Source organism: Streptomyces alanosinicus, from assembly GCF_014650595.1.
Taxonomy (GTDB): domain Bacteria; phylum Actinomycetota; class Actinomycetes; order Streptomycetales; family Streptomycetaceae; genus Streptomyces; species Streptomyces alanosinicus.
Map to the genome: position 1 here is coordinate 297,027 of NZ_BMVG01000009.1, position 16,698 is coordinate 313,724.

Annotated in this window: 15 protein-coding genes, 1 tRNA gene and 2 pseudogenes; 9 read left to right on the plus strand and 9 right to left on the minus strand. The window is 70.5% G+C overall.

Annotation, left to right across the window (positions count from 1 at the left end; genetic code table 11):
• Positions 1-49: 49 nt before the first annotated feature.
• Positions 50-1,216, plus strand: coding sequence for a sensor histidine kinase (locus IE277_RS21805; protein WP_189954896.1), 1,167 nt, complete (start codon positions 50-52; stop codon positions 1,214-1,216).
• 107 nt (positions 1,217-1,323) lie between these two features.
• Here IE277_RS21805 and IE277_RS21810 read toward each other — a convergent pair whose 3' ends face one another.
• Positions 1,324-2,139 carry an alpha/beta hydrolase gene (locus IE277_RS21810; protein WP_189954898.1) on the minus strand — a complete coding sequence of 272 codons (816 nt, stop codon included), beginning with the start codon at positions 2,137-2,139 and terminating at the stop codon, positions 1,324-1,326.
• Between the two features lie 191 nt (positions 2,140-2,330).
• On the opposite strand from IE277_RS21810, the gene IE277_RS21815 reads away from it, so the two are divergent.
• From IE277_RS21815 to IE277_RS21830, 4 genes and pseudogenes are all read left to right on the plus strand, one after another.
• Complete coding sequence (locus IE277_RS21815) at positions 2,331-3,518, plus strand: thiolase family protein (protein WP_189954900.1); 1,188 nt, start codon at positions 2,331-2,333, stop codon at positions 3,516-3,518.
• A 159-nt stretch (positions 3,519-3,677) separates the two neighbouring features.
• Positions 3,678-5,227, plus strand: a pseudogene (locus tag IE277_RS21820) (long-chain-fatty-acid--CoA ligase).
• Positions 5,228-5,299: 72 nt separating this feature from the next.
• Positions 5,300-6,073 (plus strand): sulfite exporter TauE/SafE family protein, encoded by a 774-nt coding sequence (locus IE277_RS21825; protein WP_189954901.1) that lies wholly within the window; start codon positions 5,300-5,302, stop codon positions 6,071-6,073.
• 85 nt (positions 6,074-6,158) lie between these two features.
• A complete protein-coding gene (locus IE277_RS21830; RefSeq protein ID WP_189954903.1) occupies positions 6,159-6,905 on the plus strand; it encodes a cobalt-precorrin-6A reductase in 747 nt (248 codons plus the stop codon).
• Between the two features lie 245 nt (positions 6,906-7,150).
• Here the strand turns inward: IE277_RS21830 and cobF are convergent, their stop codons facing one another.
• Together cobF and IE277_RS21840 are read right to left on the minus strand one after the other, a co-directional pair.
• Positions 7,151-7,924 carry a precorrin-6A synthase (deacetylating) gene (gene cobF, locus IE277_RS21835; RefSeq protein WP_189954905.1) on the minus strand — a complete coding sequence of 258 codons (774 nt, stop codon included), beginning with the start codon at positions 7,922-7,924 and terminating at the stop codon, positions 7,151-7,153.
• A gap of 98 nt (positions 7,925-8,022) precedes the next feature.
• Entirely contained in the window at positions 8,023-8,538 is a 516-nt protein-coding gene (locus IE277_RS21840; protein WP_189954907.1) for a DUF309 domain-containing protein, read from the minus strand.
• Between the two features lie 104 nt (positions 8,539-8,642).
• Between IE277_RS21840 and IE277_RS21845 the strand changes: the two genes are divergently transcribed.
• A tRNA-Pro gene (locus IE277_RS21845) sits at positions 8,643-8,716 on the plus strand.
• A gap of 126 nt (positions 8,717-8,842) precedes the next feature.
• Here the strand turns inward: IE277_RS21845 and IE277_RS21850 are convergent.
• The gene (locus IE277_RS21850; RefSeq protein WP_229881892.1) at positions 8,843-10,030 is read right to left on the minus strand and encodes a site-specific integrase; all 1,188 of its coding nucleotides are present in this window, start codon (positions 10,028-10,030) and stop codon (positions 8,843-8,845) included.
• Between the two features lie 883 nt (positions 10,031-10,913).
• Between IE277_RS21850 and IE277_RS21855 the strand changes: the two are divergent.
• Positions 10,914-12,210, plus strand: a pseudogene (locus tag IE277_RS21855) (IS701 family transposase).
• Between the two features lie 117 nt (positions 12,211-12,327).
• On the opposite strand, the gene IE277_RS21860 reads toward IE277_RS21855, so the two are convergent.
• The 5 genes from IE277_RS21860 to IE277_RS47355 form a co-directional block, all read right to left on the minus strand.
• Positions 12,328-13,467, minus strand: coding sequence for an ABC transporter substrate-binding protein (locus IE277_RS21860; protein WP_189954908.1), 1,140 nt, complete (start codon positions 13,465-13,467; stop codon positions 12,328-12,330).
• Positions 13,468-13,641: 174 nt separating this feature from the next.
• Positions 13,642-14,022: a nuclear transport factor 2 family protein gene (locus IE277_RS21865; RefSeq protein WP_189954910.1), complete on the minus strand. Its 381-nt coding sequence runs from the start codon at positions 14,020-14,022 to the stop codon at positions 13,642-13,644.
• A 37-nt stretch (positions 14,023-14,059) separates the two neighbouring features.
• Positions 14,060-14,470: a nuclear transport factor 2 family protein gene (locus tag IE277_RS21870; RefSeq protein WP_189954911.1), complete on the minus strand. Its 411-nt coding sequence runs from the start codon at positions 14,468-14,470 to the stop codon at positions 14,060-14,062.
• Between the two features lie 2 nt (positions 14,471-14,472).
• A complete protein-coding gene (locus tag IE277_RS21875; protein WP_189954912.1) occupies positions 14,473-15,279 on the minus strand; it encodes an MBL fold metallo-hydrolase in 807 nt (268 codons plus the stop codon).
• A 102-nt stretch (positions 15,280-15,381) separates the two neighbouring features.
• Positions 15,382-15,720, minus strand: a complete 339-nt coding sequence (locus tag IE277_RS47355) for a hypothetical protein (protein ID WP_229881893.1) — start codon at positions 15,718-15,720, stop codon at positions 15,382-15,384.
• A gap of 125 nt (positions 15,721-15,845) precedes the next feature.
• Here IE277_RS47355 and IE277_RS21885 point away from each other — a divergent pair, with 125 nt between their 5' ends.
• Both IE277_RS21885 and IE277_RS21890 read left to right on the plus strand, forming a co-directional pair.
• A complete protein-coding gene (locus tag IE277_RS21885; protein WP_189954913.1) occupies positions 15,846-16,283 on the plus strand; it encodes a MarR family winged helix-turn-helix transcriptional regulator in 438 nt (145 codons plus the stop codon).
• Between the two features lie 10 nt (positions 16,284-16,293).
• On the plus strand, positions 16,294-16,617 hold the full coding sequence (locus IE277_RS21890) for a hypothetical protein (protein WP_189954914.1): 324 nt from the start codon (positions 16,294-16,296) through the stop codon (positions 16,615-16,617).
• Positions 16,618-16,698 lie beyond the last annotated feature (81 nt).

Below are 16,698 nucleotides of genomic sequence, written 5' to 3' on the forward strand. Positions count from 1 at the left end.
GCCGTTCGGCCGATCCCGTCGGGGTCCGGCCATGTCTACGGTGATCGGCATGAAGTCCGTCTCCCCCCAGGGCTGCCTGCGGGGCTTCGCCGTAGGTCTGCTGCTCACGTCCGGTGTCCTCGATGTCCTGTCCGCCGGCGGCGCGGGACACCGTGTGTGGCCGGTGACGCTCGTGCTGGCCGTCGCCTTCACCGCCGTGCTGTGGCCGGCCGGACGGCGGCCCGCCTGGCTCGGCCCGGAGGTCCGCACCGCCGTACCCGCGCTGCTCTCCGGCCTGTACACGGCGGGTGTCCGGCTGGCCGGCGAGGCAGCCCCCTTCGGGCCCGGCGAGGTCGCGGCCCTGCTGTGCCTGCTGTTCATCGCCGTACGGCACTGCCCGCCGCGCCGGGCCGCCGGCTGCGCGCTGCTCGACGTGACGGCGCTGCTCGTGACGCCGCTGCGGATGTCCCCGCGCGTGCCGGAGGACACATTCGGCTTCATCGCGGCGGGGCTGCTCCTGGTGGGCCTCGTCGCGGGGCTCGCGGGCCATCTGCGTTCGCTGGACTACCGGCGCGCCGTCGCCGTCGGCGAGACCCGCCGGGCCGAGCGACTGGCCATCGCCGCCGACCTGCACGACTTCGTCGCCCACCATGTCACCGGGATCCTGGTGCAGACCCAGGTGGCCCGATTGATGGCGGCCGGCCGGCCCGGGGAGCTGGATCCCGTCCTCGCCGGTATCGAGCGGGCGGCGACCGAGGCGCTGGCCTCGATGCGCCGCACGGTGGGCGTGCTGCGCGACACCGGCCCCGGCGGCGACGCCGTCGCCGGCCACCGGCCGGCCGGCGATCTCGCGGGCGTCGCCGAACTGGCCGACCGCTTCCCGGCCCCCGGCCAGCAGGCCGTCCTCGACCGCGATCCCGCGCTCGCCGACGCGGAGATCCCGCACGAGGTGCAGGCGGCGGCCTTCCGCGTGGTGCAGGAGGCGCTGACCAACGTAGGGCGGCACGCGGCCGACGCCGTCGAGATCCACATCGGGCTGCACCGGGCCGGCAAGGGCCTTCGGGTGACGGTCGTCGACGACGGCCGGGGCGGCTCCCGCCTCCCGGACGCGGCGCACGGCGGCGGCTTCGGGCTGGTCGGCCTGACCGAACGGGTCACCGCCCGCGGCGGCACCCTGCACGCGGGACCGCGCGCGGAGCACGGCTGGGAGGTAAGGGCGCTGTTCCCGGTGGGTTAGGCCCACGTACAACCAGTACGAGGGCTTCCGCCCGGCATGCCGAGAGCACGCACCAGACGCCGCTCGGCCCGCTCTCCGGGCGGACGACGGGACTTTCGCAACACGCCCTAGGGGAGGCGCGGGAGCGCCTCGTCCAGGAAGCGGAGCAGCTCCGCGAAGGCCGCCTTCTTGTCCCGCTCGTGGAACACCTCGTGCCGTGCCCCGGCGAAGATCCGCTCGGTCAGTCGGTCGCCGGCGAGTCGTTCCACGCCGATCCGGCTGCCCGGCAGCGGCACCAGCCGGTCGTCGTCCCCGTGCAGCCACAGCAGCGGCAGCGGGCCCACGTCACCGCCCCGGGCGACGGTCTCCAGGGTCCGCGTGAACGCCTGGAGCGTCGGCCGCTTCATGGGCCCGTGCCACACCAGGGGATCGGCGGCGTAGGCCGCGCCGACGGCCGGGTCCCGGGACAGGGCCGCCGGGCTGATCGGGGTGTCCGGGATCTTTGGCAGGGCCAGCAGCCGGCCCGGCAGTTCCCAGGCGCCGATCACCGGCCCGGACAGGATCAGCGCGCTCAGCTCGGCGCCGTACCGCTGGGCGTAGCGGGCCGAGATCAGTCCGCCCATGGAGTGGCCGAGCAGGACGAGCGGCAGATCCGGGTGCGCGGCACGGGCCAGTTCCGCCGCGCCGTGCACATCGGTGACGACGTCCTCGAAGTCCTCGATCAGCACCCGCTCCCCGGCCGATCTGCCGTGGCCGACGTGGTCGGGGCCGTACACGGCGGCCCCGTGCCCGGTGAGGACGGCGGCGAGTTCGCCGTACCGGCCCGCGTGCTCGCCGTATCCGTGCACCACCAGGGCGAGGTACCGCGGTGCCGGGTGCGGCCACTCGTGTACGGCGAGCGGGCCGTGGGTGCCGTCGAGCATGTGCTCGCGGACGTGGGGCATGTCTCCTCCGGCTGATGTGTCCGGCTGATGTGTCGGCTGACTCGGTGAAGCTCCGGGGGGATCTTCCCAGCGGGCCGGTCCGAGGTCTATAGTCAAAAACTAGCAGTGCTAATTAAGTGTCTCGTCCGTGTCCCCGTGTGGTCCGCTGATCGACAGTGCCGTGGATCAGTGGTACGTCAGGAGTCGAAGCCGTGCGTCCCGTCCACTTCGCGGCCGCCCGCCGCACCCCCATCGGCAAGCTGCGCGGAGCCCTGTCCTCCGTCCGGCCCGACGACCTGGCGGCCACCGTCATCCGCCACCTGGTGGCCGAGGTGCCCGGACTCGACCCGGCCCGGATCGACGACGTCTACTGGGGCGCGGCCAACCAGGCCGGCGAGGACAACCGCAACGTCGCCCGGATGGCCGCGCTGCTCGCCGGACTGCCCGACTCCGTGCCCGGCGCGACGGTCAACCGGCTGTGCGCCTCCGGCCTCGAAGCGGTCACCACCGCCGCCCGCACCATCGCCGCCGGCGAGGCGGACATCGTGATCGCGGGCGGCTCGGAGTCCATGAGCCGCGCCCCCTTCGTGCTGCCCCGCCCCGACGAGGCCCTGCCGCCGCGCATCGAGACGTACGACACCCGTCTCGGCTGGCGCCTGGTCAACCCCGCGATGAAGGAGCTGCACGGCCTGCTGGCCATGGGCGAGACCGCCGAGGAGGTCGCCGAGCGGTACGGCGTCTCCCGCGACCGCCAGGACGAGTTCGCCCTGCGCAGCCACCGGTTCGCCGCCGCCGCACGCAAGAACGGGCACTTCGACGACGAACTCCTGCCCGTGGAGCGCCCGGACGGCATCGTGGTCGAGCAGGACGAGTGCGTCCGCGAGGACACCTCGCTGGACCGGCTCGCCCGCCTCAAGCCGGTCTTCCGCCAGGGCGGCACGGTGACGGCGGGCAACGCCTCGCCGATGAACGACGGCGCGGCCGGACTGCTGCTGGTCAGCGAGGAGGCCCTGAACGAACTGGGCCTGGAGTCCCTCGGCCGCTATGTCGCGGGCGCCTCCGCCGGGGTCCACCCCGATGTGATGGGCATCGGCCCGGTCCCCGCCACCCGCAAGGCACTCGGGCGGGCCGGCTGGGACATCGCCGACCTGCAGGAGGCCGAGTTCAACGAGGCGTTCGCCGCGCAGGCACTCGCCTGCGTCGATCAACTCGGCATCGACCCCGACCTGGTCAACCCGACCGGCGGCGCCATCGCCCTCGGCCATCCCCTCGGCTGCTCCGGCGCCCGCATCCTGACGACGCTGCTGCACCGCATGCGGCGCACGGGCGGGCAGCGGGGGCTGGCGACCATGTGCGTCGGGGTGGGACAGGGCAGCGCGGTGCTGGTGGAGAGGCACTGAGACAGCGCCGGTGAGGGCTTCCCGAAAAGGAAGACGGGAGCTTCCCGAAAGGGAGGACGGGAGCTTCCCGAAAGGGAGGACGGGAGCTTCCCGAAAGGGAGGACGGGGGCTTCCCGCAAGGGAATTCGACAGACAAGCCGCAGCAAGGAGTACTGGTCCATGGCAACCCTGTCCGCAGCCGCCATCCTCGCCGAGAACGCCCGGCGCCGCCCCGAGAAGACCGCGCTGGTCGAGGGAGACCTACGGCTGACGTTCGCGCAGGTGTGGCGGCGGGCGCTGAGCCGGGCGGGTGCGCTCACCGCCCTCGGTGTACGGCCGGGGGACCGGGTCGCCCTCATGGCCCCCAACACCGCCGAGTTCCCGGTCGCCTATTACGCGATCGCGGCGGCCGGCGGGGTCGTCGTCCCCGTGCATCTGCTGCTGTCGGCCGGAGAGGTCGAGCATGTGCTGGGGGACAGCGGGGCGAGCCTGCTGCTCGTCCATCCGGCCCAGGCGGAGACCGGACGCGCCGCCGCCGACGCCCTGGGCGTGCGCGTCGTCGTCCTGGGCGAGGAGTTCGACCGGCTCGCGGCCGACGCCGAGCCGCTGCCCTCGTACGTCACCCGGGCCGCCGACGACCCGGCGGTGGTCTTCTACACGAGCGGCACCACCGGCGTCCCCAAGCGCGCGGTCCTCAGTCACTTCAACATCGTGATGAACGCGACCTCCCCCAGTCTCGGCTTCGCTCGACCGGGGGGACCCCCATCGCCTTCGACGCCAACGACATCCGCGCCGACGACATCGCCCTCGGCGCACTGCCGCTCTTCCACGCCTTCGGCCAGACCGTGTCGCTGAACTCCACCTGGCGGGCGGGTGCCACGCTCGTACTGCTGCCCCGCTTCGACGCGGCGCGCGCCGTCGAGCTGATGGTGAAGGAAGGCGTCAACACCTTCCACGGCGTGCCGACCATGTTCATCGCGCTCGCGGCGGCGGCCCCGGACGCCGTGGCGCTGCCCGCCCTGCGCGTGTGCGTCTCGGGCGGGGCCTCGCTTCCCGTGGCCGTACTGGAGCGGTTCGAGGCGGCGTTCGGGGCGAGGATCTATGAGGGCTACGGGCTGTCGGAGACCTCGCCGGCGGCCACCCTCAACCAGCCGCTGTTCGGCACGAAGGCCGGCACCATCGGCCACCCGCTGTGGGGCGTCGACGTGGAGATCGCCCGGGCCGAGGTGGAGGGCCGTATCGAGCTGCTGCCGCCCGGTGAACTGGGCGAGGTCGTCGTCCGCGGCCACAACGTCTTCTCCGGCTATCTCGGCCGGCCCGAGGCCACCGCCGAGGCGGTCGTCGACGGCTGGTTCCGTACCGGAGACCTCGGCACCAAGGACGACGAGGGCTTCCTCAGGATCGTCGACCGCAAGAAGGACGTCATCATCCGCGGCGGCTACAACGTGTACCCGAGGGAGGTCGAGGAAGTCCTGATGCGCCACGACGCCATCGCCCAGGTCGCGGTCATCGGCCTGCCCGACGAGCTGCACGGCGAGGAGATCTGCGCCGTCGTCGTACCGGCACCGGGCACCGCGCCCGACGCCGCCGCGATCACCGAGTGGTCCAGGGAACACCTCGGCCGGCACAAGTACCCGAGGCGCGTGGAGTTCACGGACACACTGCCGCTCGGCCCCAGCATGAAGGTGCTGAAGCGGGAACTCCGGGCGCGCTACGCGGACCGGTCATAGCGGACGGCATGGGCCACCTGGCGAGACGGTCCTTACGCCGGAGGGTTGTCCGGACATAGCATCGGTCCCCGCATGAACACGATGACGCTCTGGCACATATCCGGCTGGGAGCTCGCCGCGCTCGCCGTCGCGGCCCTGCTCGTCGGCTTCTCCAAGACCGCGGTGAGCGGCGCCAACACGGTGAGCCTCGCCATCTTCGCGGCCGTCCTGCCCGCCCGCGCCTCCACCGGGGTGCTGCTGCCCGTCCTGATCGCCGGCGACATCCTCGCCGTCCTCACCTATCGGCGGCACGCCCACTGGCCCACTCTGTGGCGGCTGTTCCCCGCCGTCGCGGCGGGCGTCGTGGTGGGCACGCTCTTCCTGATGTGGGCCGACGACGGGATCGTACGGACCTCGATCGGCGCGATCCTGCTGCTGATGGCCGGTGTCACGCTGTGGCGACGGCGCGGCGCCGGGACCGAGGACGCACCGGACGCGGTCACCACCCGGGCGGGCCGCGCCAGAGCCCGCTCGTACGGCGTGCTCGGCGGGTTCACCACGATGGTCGCCAACGCGGGCGGCCCGGTGATGTCGCTGTACCTGCTGTCGGCCGGTTTCCGGAAGCTGGGCTTCCTGGGCACCTCCGCCTTCTTCTTCCTGATCGTGAACCTCTCGAAGGTGCCGTTCAGCGCCGGTCTCGGACTGATCGACGGGCGCTCGCTGCTCCTTGACGCCGCGCTCGCGGTGTTCGTCGTGCCCGGCGCGTTGTTCGGCAAATGGGCTGTGAACCGGATCAACCAGCGACTCTTCGAACAACTCGTGATCGCGGCCACGATCGTGGGCGGGGCGCAGCTGCTCCTGCGCTAGCCCCAGCAGCGCCTGCCCGGCCCCCACCCCACCCCGCACCCACCCCGTACCGCACCGTCCCGCACGACCTCGTACGCTCACCCCTATGCCCGCGCACGTGTTGCTCCTCGGCGGCACCACCGAGGCCCGTCGTCTCGCCGCCGACCTGGCCGCCCGGCCCGGCGTCCGGGTCACCACGTCCCTGGCCGGCCGGGTCGCACGGCCGCAAGCGGTGGCGGGCGAGCTGCGGATCGGTGGTTTCGGCGGCGCCGCGGGCCTCGCCGACTGGCTGCGCACGCACCAGGTGGACGCCCTGGTCGACGCCACCCACCCGTTCGCCGAGACGATCACGGCCCACGCCGCCCACGCGGCGGCGGCCACCGGGGTGCCGGCGGTGGTGCTGCGCCGCCCCGGCTGGCGGCCGGGCCCCGGCGACCGCTGGTACGACGTCCCGTCCCTGGCCGGCGCCGCCGAGGTGCTTCCCGGCCTCGGCCGGCGGGTGTTCCTCAGCACCGGACGCCTGGGGCTCGCGACCTTCGCCGGTCTGACCGAGCTGCGCTTCGTGGTCCGCTCGGTGGAGCCGCCCGAACCGCCCATGCCGCCGGACACCGAAGTGATCCTCGCCCGCGGCCCGTTCACGGTGGCCGAGGAGCGTGAGCTGCTGTGCGGGCACCGCATCGAGGTCCTCGTCACCAAGGACAGCGGCGGCGCGGCGACGGCCGCGAAACTGACAGCCGCGAGGGATCTCGGGCTGCCCGTCGTCGTCGTACGCCGGCCGCCGCTGCCGCCGGGAGTGACGGCGGTGCCCGATGTGGCGGAGGTGCTGGAGCGGCTCGGCCTCGGCTGGGTGTGAGGACGAGACAGCACCGGGTTGCCGAACAGCCGCATCGGCTACCAGGGCGATGCCCGGACAGTCGATGACCGGCCGGGACACCGACTTCAGCCGACTTCACCACCGGGATCGTGCGCGCGGCGGCGGGCCGTACGGGTTCCTCGGCCACGGCCACCAGGTCACGATCGCACGGGTGGCCCAGCACCGCATGCGGGCCGGTCCGCCGGAGCGCCCCTGCGCGCCCGTGCCCGTGTGCCTCCGTGCGGCTAGGCGTCCCCGGGGTTTCTGCGCAGCAGATACGTGTCCATGATCCAGCCCTTGCGCTCGCGGGCCTCGGACCGCACCCGCTCGATCTCCGGGCCGGCCTCGGCGATGGGGCCGGAGACGAGGATCTCGTCCGGCGTGCCGATGTAGGCGCCCCAGTAGATGTCCATGTCCTCCCCGGTGTACCGCCGGAAGGCCTGATGGGCGTCCAGCATCACGACGACGTCGTCCACGTCCTCGGGGAAGCCCTCGGCCAGCCGCCGCCCGGTGGTGATCTGCACCGGCCTGGCCACCCGGTTCAGACCCGTGCGATGCCGGGCGACCAGTGCGGAGACACTGCTGATGCCGGGTACGACGTCGTACTCGAAGGCGACCGCGCCCCGCTCCAGAACCTCCTGGAGGATGCCGAGCGTGCTGTCGTAGAGCGCCGGATCGCCCCACACCAGGAAGGCTCCCGTGCCGTCCTCGCCCAGCTCCTCGGTGATCAGCCGCTCGTAGATCCCGGCGCGGGCACTGCGCCAGTCCTCCACGGCCGGTGAGTACGCCCGCCCGCCCGCCGTACGGTCCCGCTCCGGGTCACGGGCCTGAACCACCCGGTACGACCCCTCGGGCAGATGCGCGTCCAGCATGTCCCGGCGGAGCTGGGTGAGATCGCTCTTCACCTCGCCCTTGTCGAGCAGGAAGAACACGTCCGTGCTCCGCAGCGCCCGGACGGCCTGCAGGGTCAGCTGGTCGGGGTCGCCCGCGCCGATACCGATGACATGAATCTTTCGCACGCCCCGAGTCTGCCGTATGCCACGGACACCGCGTTCGCCGCCTCCGGGGGCGGCGCGACTGCCCTGCCGGTTCCGGCCGTACGCCAGCACGGTCGGGTTCAGGACTCCGGCCGGCCGAGCCGGGGCGCCTCGGTACGTGCGTCCACCGGGCCGGCGCCGCCCGTCACCCGTTCCGCCAGCTCCCGCGCCCAGCGGGCGAGACCCGGCAGGTCCAGCCCGTGCGGCCGGTCCGTGCCGTGTACCACCGCCCACTCCTCGGCCACGGCGGCGCCCCGCCACAGCAGACGTGCCCCGCCGACGGCGTTGCCGCGGGCCGCATGCGTGAGTCCGACCGCCAGCTGGGCCAGGCCCCGCCACAGGGCGCGCTCCTCCTCCGGGCCCGACTTCCAGGCGTCCTCGAACACCTCGTGCGCGTGGAACGGCTTCCCCGCGTCCAGCAGCGCCTGCGCCTCGGCGACCGTCTCCCGCGCCGCCCGGACGACGCCCTCCGGCTGCCGGGGGACACCCTGCGCGCCGTAGGGCAGCGGCCGGCCGAGCCCGTCCCGGGGCCGCGCGCTGCGGGCCCGCCCCTCCGCGTCCCGGTCCCTGGCATCCGATGCGCCCGCGTTCGTCATACCGCCGATTGTCCCCCGCGCCTCCGAACCCTCTTCGGCCCACCCCCGCGTGTGGGGTAAAGTGCTCTCTGCGCGATCACGCGGGTCACCGCGAGTGAGTGCATCGGGACGTGGCGCAGCTTGGTAGCGCACTTGACTGGGGGTCAAGGGGTCGCAGGTTCAAATCCTGTCGTCCCGACTGGGAGTTCACTCCGTAGTCGCAGGTCAGGGTCCTGTTTCACCATGGTGAGGCAGGGCCCTTGATCGTTTCCGCGAGCTGTCGTGTCACATTTGGTCACAAACGCCTGGCGATCATGCCATGGGCTCAGGACACCAGCAGCTGCCCGAGCTTGTCCGAGCCGACCCTGAGACTCTGCGGGTCGGGGTGAACATAGACGCGCTTGGTGAAGGACAGGTCGCTGTGCCCGGCCCAGGCGGAGACCACCGTGTCGGGCACGCCGTTGTTCGCCATCCACGACAGGCAGGCGTGTCGCGCGTCGTAGAGACGGACCCTGCGGACGCCGGCCTGCTCCATGAGCCGGTGCGCTCGGCGTCGCAGCTGATCGGTCTTGAACGGGCGACCAAGCTCGTCGACCACAACATAGCCACTGGCCTCGTAGGCGTCCCCTGCCGCCAGGCGTTCCTTCGCCTGAAGGGTTCGAAACTGCACCAGTGCTGTCCGCACCGGACTGGGCAGCGGCAGGACACGGCGGCCGTTGTGTGTCTTGGGCTCCTTCTCCACAACGGTGCTTCGCATGCCACGCGGCTTGCGCCGGTCGTACACGATGGTCTGGGTATTGCCCACAACGATCGTGCCCGAGCCTGTCAGGTCGACGTTCTCATCCCAGTGGGCACCACACGCCTCGGCGGGGCGCTCGGCAATGAGCGTCAGAAGCATCACGCCAAAGAGGCGGTCGTGCTTGATGGCCTCGATAAAGGACTTCGCTTCCGACTCGTCCCACGGACGACGAACGGCCTGAGCCTGTGTGCCCCGCCGGACAGCATCGCGAGGAACCCGAACGTACTCGGCAACATTGCGGCCGACCCATCCTCGCCGAACGGCGAGCGTGAGAGCAGAGCGCAACCGACCGAGGGTCAATCGGACTGAGCGGACGGAAAGACCAGTCCCCGGATTTCCCTCGCGCTGTCGTCCCCTGGTAAGCATCCAGTCCACAAAGGCCTCGATGTCCTCCTCGGTCAGCTGCTGAAGCCGCTTGTCGCCGAGGAAAAGTCGGACCGGACGAATCACACTGTCGTAGTTGGAAGCGGTCGCCTGTTCAACGCCACGGTTAGCACTCTTGAGCCAAATGTCCAGCAGTTCATCAACGGTGAGTTTGCTCGGCAAAACGTACGAGCCTGTCGCCGTCTGATGACGGATTCGCGCAAGCTCGTCCAGCGCCTCCTTCTTCGTGCGGAACGTCCGACGGATCTGAAAACGGCTGCCATCGGGTTTTCGAGGCCCGTCAACAACGAATCGATACCGGATGGATCCGGATTTGAGCGTCAGCTTCATGACTGTGCCGCTCATGGAGTCAGCCACGCGACCGACCGCAGGGAGGCTCCTTTCCCATCCTCGTCGTGGGGCTGACTCCCCCCGTCTCGGACACCCCTCGAACCCTGCGTATGCAGGGCTTTTCCTTCCAGCTCCGACTCGCCCAGCGGACGCCTGCCTGTACCGTCTGGTGTACCGGCCTGAACCGGTACGACATCCGGTGCGAGTACCAAACGTACTCGTTCACGTTCTGCCCTCGCTTTCGATCAATGTCTGTACTCGAAAGCTAGCCTCGCGGCGTTTTTGGGCACGACGAAGCAAGCCCCCTTAGATCCCCTTGAGGGCTCCAATTAGTAGATACCCTTGTATAGTCCTGGCACCGGTGCCGGTACCGGTACGCAATGGCTTTCCACTTCCTTCCTGGAGGAATATGATCCCGCAGCACTCATTCGCGTCAAAGGCTGCACAAGCCGCCTGCAGCGTCCCTGGACCCGAAAAGCAGTGCTGCAACACCCCTCCTGTAAGGAAGGAAAGGAAAAGTAGAGTCAGAGTCAGGCGAGAGGGGCACCGGTACCGGATCCGGTACCCGGGCGCATTATCGGTTCTTCTGATGGGCAACAAGGATGTCGGTAAACATTTCGGTGATCGTGCCGCGGAAACCTTGACGCTTTTGTGCGTCAAAGTGGGGACGCAGCGAAAAATACATATCGGGGGCGTCCCGAACCATGGCGGCTCGGCTGCCGCTTAATACTCCAGTCTGACTTCGCGATCTTGCGGTGGCCCCGGTCGGGAACGGGTACGGCCACCGCGTGATCATCGGGGGTTGTGGACTCCTGAAGATCGTGCGGTGGCCGCGGGCCATGGCGTAGACCCTGCCCGCTGGCGGGCGATGTTCGACCAGGTGATGGCCCACCTCGCGGGTCGGTTCGGGCGGGTCGAACCCTGGGCGACCGCCCGCGCCTATGTGCTGGGACTGCTGTCCGGCGCCGAGCGGAAGAACTGTCGGCGGCTGGCCGAACAGGCCGGTCACGCCCGGCCGGGCCGATGCGGCGCCTGCTGCGCTCCGCCCGCTGGGACGCCGACGCCGTGCGTGACGATATCCGCGCCTACGCCGTCGATCACCTCGGCACCGACGGCGGTGTCCTGATCGTGGACGAGACGGGCTCTGTGAAGAAGGGCCGCGCCTCGGCGGAGATGCAGCGCCTGTACACCGGCACCGCCGGACGCATCGAGAACAGCCAGGCGGCGTCTTCCCTGCCTACGCCACCCCGCGCGGACGCGCCCTGACAGACCGTCGCCTCTGCCTGCCCGAGCACTCCTGGTGCTCCGATCCCGAACACCGGCAGGCGGCCGGAGCGCCCGAGGCGGTGCAGTTCGGGACCAGGCCCCGCCTGGCCACAGAGATGATCGCCGCCGCCCTGGACGCCAAAATCACCGCCGCGTGGATGACCGGCGACAAAGCATACGGCCAGGACCCGCACCTGCGCGCCGGCCTGGAGGAACGGGGCATCGGCTACGTCCTGGCCGTCGTCTGCTCGACCCGGGTACGGATCAACCAGGGCCGTACCCCCATCCGTGCCGACGCCCTCGCCGACCGCCTGCCCGCCACGGCCTGGCACCGGCACAGCACCGGCCGGGGCGCCAAGGGCCCGCGCCACTACGACCGGGCCTGGATCGGTATCGGCCACGACAGCCACCGCCACCTGCTCATCCGCCGCAACCGGACCACCAGCGAACTCGCCTTCCACCTGTGCTGGTCACCCACTCAGGTGACGCTCTCGCAGCTGGTCCGCGTCGCGGGCATCCGCCGCAGCGTCGAGGAATGCTTCCAGGCCGCCAAGAGCCAGGCCGGACTCGACCACTACCAGGTCAGACACTGGACCTCACGGCACCGCCACATCACACTCGCCATGCTCGCCCCGGCCTTCCTGACCGCTCCTGCCGCCGGCGCCGACCAGGACCGGCCCATCGGCCCACTCCACCCCAGCCGCACCAATACACCCGTCCCAGTGACCGTCCCGGAGATCCGCCACCTTCTCGCCGCCGTCCTCGCCACTCCGGTCACCTCCACAGCCAGGCTGCTGCACTGGTCCAACTGGCGCAGATACCACCAGGCCGTAGCCCGACGCTGTCACTACCAACGACGATCCGCCGACGAACTCACCAGACGGATCATGAGACCGCACTGGAGTGCTGGGTAGGAGCATCGACAGGGCCGGAGTCGCTGATTCTGTCCGTCGCCTGTATGACGGCCAGGAGTTGCCGGGCCGTCGGCCCATCGCGCGGGGAGTGCGGGGCCGGGCGGCACCGGTCGGCGGTCAGGCCCCCGGGTGCAGTCCGAGCCAGCCGGGGCTCGGGTCGCCCTTGACCTCGCCGAAGTACAGGGCGAAGGTCTGCTTCCAGCGCTCCACCTCGGCGCGGTCGGCCATGAACTTCGGGAAGCCGTCCAGGTGGGCGTTGGGGTACTCCCAGATGGGCTTCAGACCGCCCTGGGGAGTGATGTCGGTGCGCACCGACCAGCCGTTGAAGGATTGCTGCTGCACCTCGGCAGACAGCTGCCAGTTGAGGTAGAGCTTGGCGGCCGTCGGGTTCTTGGCCTGCTTCAGGATGGCCGCGCGCTGACCCCAGCTCATGAACGGGTGCCCGTCGGCGATCACCCACGTCGACGGGGACGTGGACGAGGGGACTGCCGAGCCCGAGGTGCCGACGCCGATCGCCTTCTGCCCGGCGGAGACGGCGACACCCGGCGAGTTGCTGCCCCGGGCGAACTGCACGTCCTGGGCGGCCAGCTTGGCGATCCAGTCCCAGCCGTAGGTCCGGGTGTACAGCGTGTAGAGATACAGGGCGGCGTCGTCGTCGTGCGGGTACGAGGAGGCGATCTCGCCCTTCCACTTCGGGTCGACCAGGTCGAGCGGGTTGCGGGGCGCGTCCGAGCCCACGGCCGCCTTTCCGTACAGGAAGCTGAACGCGCTCACCCTGACGGCCATCCACGCGCCCTGTGGGTCCTTGAACGCGTCGTACAGCTTTGAGAACCCGGCGGGCTTGTAGGGCAGCAGCCGGCCCTGCTGCTTCCACCGGACGAAGTCCTGCACGGTCTGCAGCTGTACGACGTCGGGAACGAGGGTGCCGGTGGCGAACTGGTTGTCGACGCGGACGTCGTGGTACTTGCTGTAGTCGACGACCAGTGTCAGGTCGATGCCCGGGAAGCGGGACTTGAAGGCCGCCTTGGTGCTGTCCTGCTGCGTCGGGGTGTCGCCGCCAGCGTAGATGACGAGCTTTTCACCCTTCTTGAGGGCGGCCTGGTAGAGCTCGTCGAGCGTCCGGGTCTCCTCGGGGCCGGCCGCGTGCGGGGACACGGCGGCAGAGGCGGAGGCTATTGAGGCGCCGAACACTCCGGCGCCGAGGGCGGCACCAGCACCTGTCGCCAGGATACGTCGCCTGCTGGGGAGGATGGACATGCCGATGGAACCTTCCTTCATGGGGGTGGGGGGACAGGGCTCGCACCGAGGGCGGTACTCATTTGAGCGGTTCGGTGACGAATCTTCCCGCTCCCGCCTGGCTGGACCCGGGACCTCGGTGGAGCAGCACATCGCCCGTGTGGTGCGCAAGTGATGCGCTTTGCCGGACGGACGTCAGAACATGGTGTTGTCGTTGGCGCTCTTCTCCGGTACCTCCTGGATCACGTCCCAGTGCTCGACGATCTTCCCGTCGACCACGCGCCAGAAGTCGGCGACGGCCATGCCCCGGTCGCCCGGCTTGAGGTGCAGGTTGCTGTGGGTGACCACCAACTCTCCTTCGGCGATGGCCCGCTTGATGTCCAGGCGCAGGTCGGGGAACTGCCCGCGCAGCCAGTGGACATACCCGACGAAGGCTCCCGGGCCGTCCTGCGCCTCGGGGTTGTGCTGGGTGTAGCTCTCGCCGAGGTGCGCGGTGGCGGCGGCCTCGGGCTGGTGGTCGTTGAAGGCCTGCTCGTAGAAGGCGATCACGAGCGCCTTGTTGTCCGCGGCGGACATACGTGTCTCCTGGCTGGGGTGCTGGGTGCGGTACGGCTCAGTCGGTCATGGCGTCGCGGACGAGCGCCGTGTCGACGAACTGCTCGAAGCGCACGATGAGTCCACCGCGTACGACGAAGTGGTGGGCGACGCGGACGTGGATCGGCTTGCCGGTGGCCTTGTTGACGGCGGTGTAGCGGGCGAGGACGACGACGTTCTCGCCGTCGACGACGTAGGTGTCGTCGTGGGCGGTCCAGCCGTCCCAGTCCTGGCCGAGCTTCTCCATGACGTTCGAGGTGACGCCGTCGGGGGTGCGGTAGGTGCCGGCGAGCGGGAAGCCGGCCATCTCCGTCCACTCCACGTCGGGGGCGAGAGTGGCGCGCAGGGCATCCAGGTCGTCGGCGGCCGAGGCCAGGTACTGGCGGCGGACGACGTCGGCGGGCGCGGTGGAGGTGGCGAACTCGCTCATCGTCAGCCCCACTTCATCTCGCCCTTGGCGACCTTCGAACCGATCTGGGCGGCGATCAGCATGCCGTTGTCCGGGAAGCGCTTGACGAGGGCGTCGTTCAGCGCGGCGCCGTCGGCGGCCTTGCCCAGCTCCTCCTCGAAGGCGATCAGGTAGTCGCGGGTGGCAGTGATGGCGGAGCCGTCGGCCGCGGTGCCGGGGAGGCGGTGGCCGGGGACGACCAGTTCCGGGTCGAGGGCGGCCATCTCGTCGAGGAGGTCGATCCAGGCGGCGCGGTCGCCGGGGGTGGGGGTGTCGGCGACCCAGACGTGCTCCTGCTGGAAGAGAAGGACGCCGCCGAGCAGGGCGCGGTGCTCGGCCTGCCAGAGGTAGTGGCGGTCGGGCAGGCCGGCCGGGCCGCCCTTGAGCTCGAAGCGGTGGCCCTCCAGGGTGAGGTCGCCGGTCAGCGGCTCCAGGTCGACCAGGCGGGTGGGGAGGTTCGGGCCGAGCGCCGCCCAGGCCTTGAGCTTGCCCTCGTAGGAGTGCTTGATGTGCTCGATGACGATCGGGGTGGCGACGAACCTCGCCTCGGGGAAGGCGTCGGCGACGACTTCGGCGCCGAAGTAGAAGTCGGGGTCGCCGTGGGAGACGAAGACGGTGGTCAGCGTCTTGCCGGAGTCGAGGATCTCGGCGACCAGACGGTGGCCGTCGGCGCGGGTGAAGGCCGCGTCCACCAGCAGGGCCTCGCTCTCGCCGGTGACGAGGGTGGCCGTCTTGTTCCTGGATCCGGCCGGGAAGTCGAGATCGAGGACTTTGAAGGAGAGAGTGCTCATGCGTGCTTCCTCGGGTGAAGGGTGATGGTCGGGGAAATCGCCTCGCGGCGAGGTGTACGACGTGAACCGGGTCGAGGTGGGCAGCCCGTGTCGAGCAGGGGTTCAGCCTTGGGTGCCCTGATGGTCGACGCGGGCGTCATGGTTCTTGCTGAAGTCGACGACGATGTCGCCCTTCGTCTTGGGGAACGTCTTCGCGAACGCGTTCTTGAGGTAGTCGTCCTGCCCAGACCTGGCACCACCGGTAAAGACAACGAGCCGGCCGCCTTCGGCCACGGCCTGCCGGTACAGCGCCTGCAACTGGGCCTCCTCGCTTGAGCCGGTCCGCTCGACGGTGGAGGAGATGGCGGCGTCCGCCGAAGTGGGCGCCGCAGACAGGCCGGACGCGAGGACGCCGCCCATGGGAGCTACGACGCCGAAGGCGGCCAGGACGCGCTTTCCCATGGGACGGACTCCACATCTGTGGGGTGGACACGGCGAAATATCCGCCGACGCAGACAATATATCTGCTACAACAGATATTGCAACGGCAGATTCTTCCGCTCATGTCCTTCTGTCATCCTTGAGGAGTGAACGAGCAACTGCTGAACGACGACGACGTGACACTCTTCGGTCTCTTCGTGGAGGCCTACAGCCGTATCAAGCCCCTGGTGAACCGCGATCTCGATATACCGCACACCTGGTTCGAAGTGCTGCTGCGACTGGGCCGCACCCCCGGCCACCAGCTCCGCATGACGGACCTGGCAGAGGCCGTGTCCTTCAGCTCGGGCGGCTTCACCCGGCTCGCCGACCGCATGGAAAAGGAAGGACTCATCCGCCGCGACCCCGATCCTGCCGACCGACGAGCCGCACTCGCCGTACTGACCGACAAGGGCGGTCAGGCGCTTGACCACGCACTGACCGCCCACGTCTCCCACCTGCGCAACCACGTCGCCGGACCACTCTCAGCCGAGGACCGCCGCCACCTCGAGCGCATCCTGCGCACGCTCCGCGACGCGAACGCGTAAGTTCCTGTCCTTGATCCGGATCACCGTCGCGGGCTTCGGACGCCGCCAGAGTGTGCCTCTGGCTCCCCCGACCACGAGGTCACCCGTTCCTGCGCGGGCGCCGCTCTCCCTTCCCCGCCGTGGCGTCGAGGTCACCGACGACGAGCGGAGCACCGTCCTGACCGCCGCGGACGGCGGGGCCCTGCGCCTGCACCGCGTCCTGGACCCCACCGCACCCGACACCCGCCCCGCGACGGCGGCCGGCCACGTCAGCGGCGCCTGGGAGGCGGCCGACGGCACCCGCGCCCGGGCGGTGTTCGTCACTGTGCACGTCGACGGACCGGCACGGGGCTGACGGGCGGGGCCCCGGCCCCTCGGGCGTGTTGCGAAAGTCCCGCCTGCCGCCCGACGCCTGGCACGCACTCTCGCCGCACCG

Excerpts from the sequence above, each read along its gene's own strand:
- IE277_RS21870 (WP_189954911.1), bottom strand. The coding sequence starts at position 14,470 with ATGAGCGAGTTCGCCACCTCCACCGCGCCCGCCGACGTCGTCCGCCGC.
- IE277_RS21840 (WP_189954907.1), bottom strand. The coding sequence starts at position 8,538 with ATGACGAACGCGGGCGCATCGGATGCCAGGGACCGGGACGCGGAGGGG.
- IE277_RS21875 (WP_189954912.1), bottom strand. The coding sequence starts at position 15,279 with ATGAGCACTCTCTCCTTCAAAGTCCTCGATCTCGACTTCCCGGCCGGA.
- IE277_RS21865 (WP_189954910.1), bottom strand. The coding sequence starts at position 14,022 with ATGTCCGCCGCGGACAACAAGGCGCTCGTGATCGCCTTCTACGAGCAG.
- IE277_RS21810 (WP_189954898.1), bottom strand. The coding sequence starts at position 2,139 with ATGCCCCACGTCCGCGAGCACATGCTCGACGGCACCCACGGCCCGCTC.
- IE277_RS21805 (WP_189954896.1), top strand. The coding sequence starts at position 50 with ATGAAGTCCGTCTCCCCCCAGGGCTGCCTGCGGGGCTTCGCCGTAGGT.
- IE277_RS21860 (WP_189954908.1), bottom strand. The coding sequence starts at position 13,467 with ATGTCCATCCTCCCCAGCAGGCGACGTATCCTGGCGACAGGTGCTGGT.
- IE277_RS21825 (WP_189954901.1), top strand. The coding sequence starts at position 5,300 with ATGAACACGATGACGCTCTGGCACATATCCGGCTGGGAGCTCGCCGCG.
- IE277_RS21850 (WP_229881892.1), bottom strand. The coding sequence starts at position 10,030 with ATGAAGCTGACGCTCAAATCCGGATCCATCCGGTATCGATTCGTTGTT.
- IE277_RS21830 (WP_189954903.1), top strand. The coding sequence starts at position 6,159 with ATGCCCGCGCACGTGTTGCTCCTCGGCGGCACCACCGAGGCCCGTCGT.
- IE277_RS47355 (WP_229881893.1), bottom strand. The coding sequence starts at position 15,720 with ATGGGAAAGCGCGTCCTGGCCGCCTTCGGCGTCGTAGCTCCCATGGGC.